The sequence below is a fragment of the Variovorax sp. P2_H12 genome, assembly GCF_056403395.1.
Window position 1 is genome coordinate 51,866 of sequence record NZ_JBFUFO010000039.1, and the last position, 7,327, is coordinate 59,192.

The 7,327-nt window shown below is 68.2% G+C and carries 6 protein-coding genes and 1 pseudogene; all 7 read left to right on the top strand.

The annotated features are described in order from the left end of the window. Positions 1-57: 57 nt before the first annotated feature. The 7 genes and pseudogenes from murC (at position 58) to AC1DYK_RS27295 (ending at position 7,096) form a co-directional block, all read left to right on the top strand. Positions 58-1,509: a UDP-N-acetylmuramate--L-alanine ligase gene (murC, locus tag AC1DYK_RS27265; RefSeq protein WP_478090852.1), complete on the top strand. Its 1,452-nt coding sequence runs from the start codon at positions 58-60 to the stop codon at positions 1,507-1,509. Then, positions 1,506-2,489, top strand: coding sequence for a D-alanine--D-alanine ligase (locus AC1DYK_RS27270; RefSeq protein WP_478169140.1), 984 nt, complete (start codon positions 1,506-1,508; stop codon positions 2,487-2,489). Before murC ends, AC1DYK_RS27270 begins: the two co-directional genes overlap by 4 nt. After that, positions 2,486-3,268, top strand: a complete 783-nt coding sequence (locus AC1DYK_RS27275; RefSeq protein WP_478169141.1) for a cell division protein FtsQ/DivIB — start codon at positions 2,486-2,488, stop codon at positions 3,266-3,268. Before AC1DYK_RS27270 ends, AC1DYK_RS27275 begins: the two co-directional genes overlap by 4 nt. Before the next feature lie 23 nt (positions 3,269-3,291). Continuing rightward, positions 3,292-4,521 carry a cell division protein FtsA gene (ftsA, locus tag AC1DYK_RS27280; RefSeq protein WP_478090855.1) on the top strand — a complete coding sequence of 410 codons (1,230 nt, stop codon included), beginning with the start codon at positions 3,292-3,294 and terminating at the stop codon, positions 4,519-4,521. A 161-nt stretch (positions 4,522-4,682) separates the two neighbouring features. Further along, entirely contained in the window at positions 4,683-5,888 is a 1,206-nt protein-coding gene (gene ftsZ, locus AC1DYK_RS27285; RefSeq protein ID WP_478090856.1) for a cell division protein FtsZ, read from the top strand. A 188-nt stretch (positions 5,889-6,076) separates the two neighbouring features. Beyond that, a pseudogene (gene lpxC / locus AC1DYK_RS27290) lies at positions 6,077-6,901 on the top strand (UDP-3-O-acyl-N-acetylglucosamine deacetylase); the annotation flags it as partial. Between the two features lie 18 nt (positions 6,902-6,919). Next, complete coding sequence (locus AC1DYK_RS27295; protein ID WP_478169142.1) at positions 6,920-7,096, top strand: hypothetical protein; 177 nt, start codon at positions 6,920-6,922, stop codon at positions 7,094-7,096. The last annotated feature ends 231 nt before the right edge of the window (positions 7,097-7,327 follow it).

Here is a 7,327-nt window from a genome sequence, read left to right on the forward strand (position 1 = left end):
AACAGGCTTCGCTGCGCTTGCCGTTGTGCTGCAAGCGTCGATGGATGGAGGTCGCGTATGAAGCATGCCATTCGTCACATCCATTTCGTCGGCGTCGGCGGCTCGGGCATGAGCGGCATCGCCGAAGTCCTGCTCAATCTCGGCTACACGATCTCGGGTTCCGACCTGTCCGACAGCGCGACACTGAAGCGCCTGGCCAGCCTCGGCATCGCGACCTTCGTCGGCCACGATGCGGCCCACATCGCGGGTGCCGACGCGGTCGTCACCTCGACCGCGGTCAACGCCGAGAACCCCGAGGTGGTGGCGGCGCGCGAGAAGCGCATCCCGGTGGTGCCGCGGGCGATGATGCTGGCCGAGTTGATGCGGCTCAAGCAGGGCATCGCGATCGCCGGCACGCACGGCAAGACCACCACCACCAGCCTGGTGGCGAGCGTGCTCGCGGCCGCCGGGCTCGACCCGACCTTCGTGATCGGCGGCCGGCTCAACAGCGCCGGCGCCAACGCGCAGCTCGGCAGCGGCGACTACATCGTGGTGGAGGCCGACGAATCCGACGCCTCGTTCCTGAACCTGCTGCCGGTGATGGCGGTGGTGACGAACATCGACGCCGACCACATGGAGACCTACGGGCACGACTTCGCGAAGCTCAAGAAGGCCTTCGTCGACTTCCTGCACCGCATGCCTTTCTATGGCGTCGCGATCCTGTGCACCGACGACGCCGCGGTGCGCGAGATCGTGACCGAGGTGTCCTGCCCGGTCACGAGCTACGGCTTCGACGAAGGCGCGCAGGTGCGCGCGGTCAACGTGCGCGCGGTCGGTTCGCAGATGCATTTCACGGCGCAGCGCCGCAACGGCGTCACGCTGCCCGACCTGGACATCGTGCTGAACCTGCCGGGCGAGCACAACGTGCGCAATGCGTTGTCGGTGATCGCGGTGGCGGTCGAACTCAACGTGCCCGACGAGGCGGTGCAGCGCGGCCTGGCGGACTTCAAGGGCGTGGGTCGGCGCTTCCAGCGCTATGGCGAGGTGCCGCTGGCCGGCGCCCGCACGGGACATTTCACGCTGATCGACGACTATGGGCACCACCCGGTCGAGATGGCGGCCACCATCGCCGCGGCGCGCGGCGCCTTTCCGGGCCGGCGCCTGGTGCTGGCCTTCCAGCCGCACCGCTTCACACGCACCCGCGACTGCTTCGAGGATTTCGTCAAGGTGATCGGCCAGGCCGATGCGGTGCTGCTGGGCGAGGTCTATGCCGCCGGCGAGGCGCCGATCGTGGCCGCCGACGGCCGTTCGCTGGCGCGCGCGCTGCGCGTCGCGGGCAAGGTCGAACCGGTGTTCGTCGACGAGATCGCGGCCATGCCGCAGGCGATCCTGGACAACGCGCGCGAGGGCGATGTCGTGATCTGCATGGGCGCGGGCTCGATCGGTGCCGTGCCCGCCAAGGTGGTAGAGATCGGCGCCCAGGCGCCGCAGACAACAGAGCGCTTCACGCGCGAAGGGAGGGCGCTGTGAGCGTCGTGGATCCGAAGGCCTTCGGCAAGGTGGCGGTGCTGTTCGGCGGCAGTTCGGCCGAGCGCGAGATCTCGCTGATGTCGGGCCGCGGCGTGCTCGAGGCGCTGCGTTCGCGCGGCGTCGATGCGCATGCCTTCGACCCGGCCGAGCGCGATCTGGCCGAACTCAAGCGCGAGGGCTTCGCGCGCTGCTTCGTGGTGCTGCATGGCCGCCACGGCGAGGACGGCACGGTGCAGGGCGCGCTCGAGCTGCTCGGCATTCCCTACACCGGCTCCGGGGTGATGGCCTCGAGCGTGGCGATGGACAAGGTCATGACCAAGCGCATCTGGCAGGCCGACGACCTGCCCACGCCGCGCTACGTACGGCTGGCCTTCGACCAGCAGAGCCGCGAGCAGATCAACGCCGTGCCCGACGTGCTGGGCCTGCCACTGATCGTGAAGCCTCCGCGCGAAGGTTCTTCCATCGGCGTCACCAAGGTGCAGGGCTACTCGCAGATGCAGGATGCGGTCGCCCTCGCGGTGCGCTACGACGCCGACGTGCTGTGCGAGGAATTCATCGAGGGAGAGGAAGTCACCTGCGCCGTGCTGGGCAGCGGCCTCGATGCCGTGGCGCTGCCGGTGGTGCGCATCGCCGCGCCCGAAGGCGCCTACGACTACCAGAACAAGTACTTCACCGACGACGTGAAGTACCACTGCCCGAGCGGCCTGCCGGAAGCCGAGGAGCACGAGATCCGCCGCATCTCGCTGGCCGCCTACCACCAGCTCGGCTGCCGCGGCTGGGGCCGCGCCGACCTGATGATCCGCGCCAGCGACCGCAAGCCCTTCCTGCTCGAGATGAACACCTCGCCGGGCATGACCAGCCACTCGCTGGTGCCGATGTCGGCCCGGGCCGCCGGCATCGCCTACGAGGATCTGTGCCTGCGTGTGCTGGCGACCGCCACGCTGGATTCCGGAACGCCTGGAGGCGCCGCCACGCCATGACACGCAGCCTCCCCGTGCCCTTCGACGTCAAGCTCATGAACGTGCTCGCGACCCTCGTGTTCGCGCTGTTCGCGGTCATGCTGCTGGCGGCGGGCGCCTGGTGGGTACTGCGTCAGCCTTTCTTCCCGCTGGCCGGCATCAAGGTCGACGGCGAGGTCACGCACAACAACGCGGTCACGCTGCGCGCCAACGTGGCGCCGCAATTGGCGGGCAACTTCTTCACGGTCGACCTGGCCCGCGCGCGCACCGCCTTCGAGTCGGTGCCCTGGGTGCGCAAGGCCGTGGTGAGGCGCGAGTTCCCGAACAAGCTGCGCGCCACGCTGACCGAGCACGTGCCGGTGGCGCACTGGGGCGACGAGGCCGGCTCGAAGCTGATCAACGGCTTCGGCGAGGTCTTCGAGGCCAACGTGGCCGAGGTCGACGACAACCTGCCGCGGCTGGACGGCCCGGCCGAGCAGGCCGGCCAGGTGCTGGGCATGTACCGCGTGCTGGCGCCGCTGTTCCAGCCCTACGACCTCGGCATCGACCAGCTCACGCTGACCAGCCGCGGCAGCTGGCGCGCGCTGCTTGACACCGGCGCCGTGCTGGAACTCGGGCGCGGGCAGGGCGAGGAGGTGGTGATCCGCACGCAGCGATTCCTGCGCACCGTGACGCCGGTGGCGGGTCAGTACGGGCGCACGGTCGCGTCGGTGGAGGGTGCCGACCTGCGGCACAACGAGGGCTACGCGCTGCGGCTGCGTGGCGTGACGACGGTCGTTGCCGACCCGAAGAAAAAATAGAGCGAGCGAACAGAGGAAGCTTCATGTCCAAAGAGTACAAAGATCTCGTTGTCGGTCTCGACATCGGCACCGCCAAGGTGATGGCGGTGGTGGCCGAGGTGCTGCCCAACGGCGAGCTCAAGCTGGCCGGCCTGGGCATTGCGCCGAGCAACGGGCTCAAGCGCGGCGTGGTGGTCAACATCGACGCCACGGTCCAGAGCATCCAGCAGGCGCTCAAGGAGGCCGAGCTGATGGCCGACTGCAAGATCAGCCGCGTCTACACCGGTATCACCGGCAGCCACATCCGCGGCATCAATTCGAGCGGCATGGTGGCGGTCAAGGACAAGGAAGTCACGCCGGCCGACGTCGCCCGCGTGGTGGAAACCGCGCGCGCGATCAACATCTCGAGCGACCAGCGCCTCTTGCTGGTCGAGCCGCAGGAGTTCGTGATCGACGGCCAGGACGTCAAGGAGCCGATCGGGATGAGCGGCATGCGGCTCGAGGCCAAGGTGCACATCGTGACCGGCGCCCAGAGCGCGGCCGAGAACATCATCAAGTGCGTGCGCCGCTGCGGCCTCGAGGTCGACCAGCTGATGCTGAACCCGCTGGCCTCCAGCCTGGCGGTGCTGACCGAGGACGAGCGCGAGCTCGGCGTGGTGCTGGTCGACATCGGTGCCGGCACCACCGACGTGGCGATCTTCACCAACGGTGCGATCCGCCACACGGCCGTGATCCCGATCGCCGGCGACCTGATCACCAGCGACATCGCGATGGCGCTGCGCACGCCGACCAAGGATGCCGAGGACATCAAGGTCGAGCACGGCTATGCCAAGCAGCTGCTGGCCGATCCCGACACGCAGGTCGAGGTGCCGGGGCTTGGCGACCGCGGCCCGCGCATGCTGAGCAAGCAGGCGCTGGCCGGCGTGATCGAGCCGCGCATCGAGGAGATCTTTTCGCTGGTGCAGCAGGTGGTGCGCGAGTCGGGCTACGAGGAGGTGCTGTCGTCCGGCGTGGTGCTGACCGGCGGCAGCGCCGTGATGCCCGGCATGGTCGAGCTCGGCGAGGACATCTTCCTGAAGCCGGTGCGGCGCGGCATTCCGAAGTACTCGAGCGCGCTGTCCGACATGGTTGCGCAACCGCGTGCCGCGACCGTGATGGGGCTGCTCGAGGAAGCACGCTATGCACGACTGCGCGGCTTCAAGGTGGCGCAGAAGAACGGCTCGGTGAAAACCGCGTTCGGGCGCTTCAAGGACTTCATCGTGGGGAACTTCTGATCATGACCACAGACCGACTCTGGCTGGCGCGTGGCAGCCCCCCGCTGCATTTCAACGAGCGATGGCGGCGGACCGGACCTCCGCCCTGAAGCGCTCAACGGTTCACAACAACAAGTTCATTCATCAATAAACGGCAACTGCAAATTCAAGGAGTCAGAAAAATGGCCATCGAAATGATCGAGATCGAAGAGTTCAACCAGGGCACCCAGATCAAGGTGATCGGCGTCGGCGGCGGCGGCGGCAACGCGGTCGCGCACATGATGGAACGCGGCGTGCAGGGCGTGCAGTTCGTCTGCGCCAACACCGACGCGCAGGCGCTGTCGCGCAGCAACGCCCACAAGACGATCCAGCTCGGCACCAACGGCCTGGGCGCCGGCAGCAAGCCCGAGAAGGGCCGCGACGCCGCCGAAGCCGCGATCGACGATATCCGCGAATCGATCGCGGGCGCGCACATGCTGTTCATCACGGCCGGCATGGGTGGCGGCACCGGCACCGGCGCGGCGCCGGTGATCGCACGCGTCGCCAAGGAGATGGGCATCCTGACCGTGGGCGTGGTGACCAAGCCCTTCGACTGGGAAGGCGGCCGCCGCATGACCAATGCCGATGCCGGCCTGGCCGAGCTCGAAGCGAATGTCGACTCGCTGATCGTGGTGCTGAACGAGAAGCTGCTCGACGTGCTGGGCGAGGACGTGACGCAGGACGAAGCCTTTGCGCACGCCAACGACGTGCTCAAGAACGCGGTCGGCGGTATCTCGGAAATCATCAACGAGTACGGCGGCGTGAACGTCGACTTCGAAGACGTTCGCACCGTGATGGGCGAGCCTGGCAAGGCCATGATGGGCACCGCGGCCGCGAGCGGCCCGGATCGCGCCCGCATTGCCGCCGAGCAGGCCGTGGCCTGCCCGCTGCTCGAAGGCATCGACCTGTCGGGCGCCAAGGGCGTGCTGGTGCTGGTGACGGCTTCGAAGTCCTCGCTCAAGCTGAGCGAATCGAAGCTCGCGATGAACACCATCCGCGCCTACGCCTCGCCCGATGCGCACGTGATCTACGGCGCCGCCTACGACGACGCCCTCGGCGACGAGATGCGCGTGACGGTGGTCGCGACCGGCCTGTCGCGCCAGGACGCACGCCGCCAGGCGCCGACGCTCGAAGTGATCCGCACCGGCACCGACAACATCCCGTTCACCGTGCCGACGCTCGGCGGCGGCGTGGGTCACGCCGGCAGCCAGCCCAACTACGACGGCATGGCGGTGCCCAGCGTGTGGCGTACCAACCGCACGATGGCCGCGGCCAAGGTGGATGCTCTGTCGTCGGGCGGCATGGACGATTTCGAGATCCCCGCCTTCCTGCGCCGCCAAGCTGATTGATGGCTCGCAAAGCTACTGCGCGCCCCGATCTTGCGCCTGCGATGCTCGCCGTACGCAAGTACGGCTGCGCTTCTCGGCGCAACATCAGGGCGCTCGCTACGCTTTTCGAACCATCAATCAATCCGTATAGGCCCATATGACGGCTATCGGGGACATAGCGAGGCGGGGGGGGGGGGGGGGGGCCGGTGGACCACGGGATCGTGTTCCGCCGCGTCGACCTGCCGGAGCCGGTCGAGATCGCGATGACGGCGGAGTCGGTCACCGACACCCGGCTGGCATCCACCGTCTCGTCGGGCGGCGCCAAGGTCCAGACCGTGGAGCACCTGATGTCGGCCTGCGCGGGTCTGGGCATCGACAATCTGCTGATCGACATCACGGCCGACGAGGTGCCGATCCTCGACGGCTCGGCCTCGTCCTTCGTCTTCCTGCTGCAAAGCGCGGGCATCCAGCCGCAGGCGGCACCGCGGCGCTTCATCCGGGTGACGAAGGCGGTCGAGGTGCGCGAAGGCGAGGGGGCCGATACCAAGTGGGCGCGGCTGGAGCCCTACCACGGCTTCAAGCTCCGCTTCGAGATCGATTTCGACCACCGCGTGCTCAACTCGACCGGCCAGCGGGTGGAGTTCGACCTTGGCAGCGGCTCGTACAGCCGCGACATCGCGCGCGCGCGCACCTTCGGTTTCACCAAGGACGTCGAGTACATGCGGTCGCGGGGCCTGGCGCTGGGCGGCGGGCTGGACAACGCGATCGTGATGGACGACACCAAGGTGCTCAATGCGGGCGGACTGCGCTACGACGACGAGTTCGTGAAGCACAAGATCCTCGACGCCATGGGCGACCTCTACGTGATCGGCAGGCCGCTGCTGGCGGCCTACAGTGCCTTCCGTTCCGGCCATGCGCTCAACAACAAGCTGCTGCGCGAATTGCTCGCGCACGAGGACTCGTACGAGATCGTCACCTTCGACGACGAGAAGCGGGCGCCGGCGGGCTTTGCCGAAGTCGCTCGCGCCTGGTAGGCGCGCTGCACGGTTGCGATGCTGCTGTTCCGCTCGGCCATCCTGCTGCTGCTTCTGGTGGCGGGCGTTTCGTTCGCCTTCTATGCGGCGACCGGGCAGCTCAAGTACCGGCGCTTCGGCTGGATCCTGCTCAAGTGGACGCTGCTGGCGGCGTTCGGGTTCTTCGCGGTGCTGATCGCCGAGAGGGTGTTCTAGCTTTCTTCTGTTGGGGGCGGGCGGGCAGGTGCCGGGGTGCGGCGGTGGACGGTATGCCCCGGGCCGGCCGACGTCACCGGCCGCTTCGCGGCTGCCCTGCGCTGCTCGCGGTGCGCGGGGTCTCGCTCAAACTCGCTCCGCTGCGCTCCACTCAAACAGTCGCGAGCCCTGATCCGCGCACCGCTGCGCTGCTCGGCGGTGCCTCAACGGCCGGCCCGGGGCATACCGCCC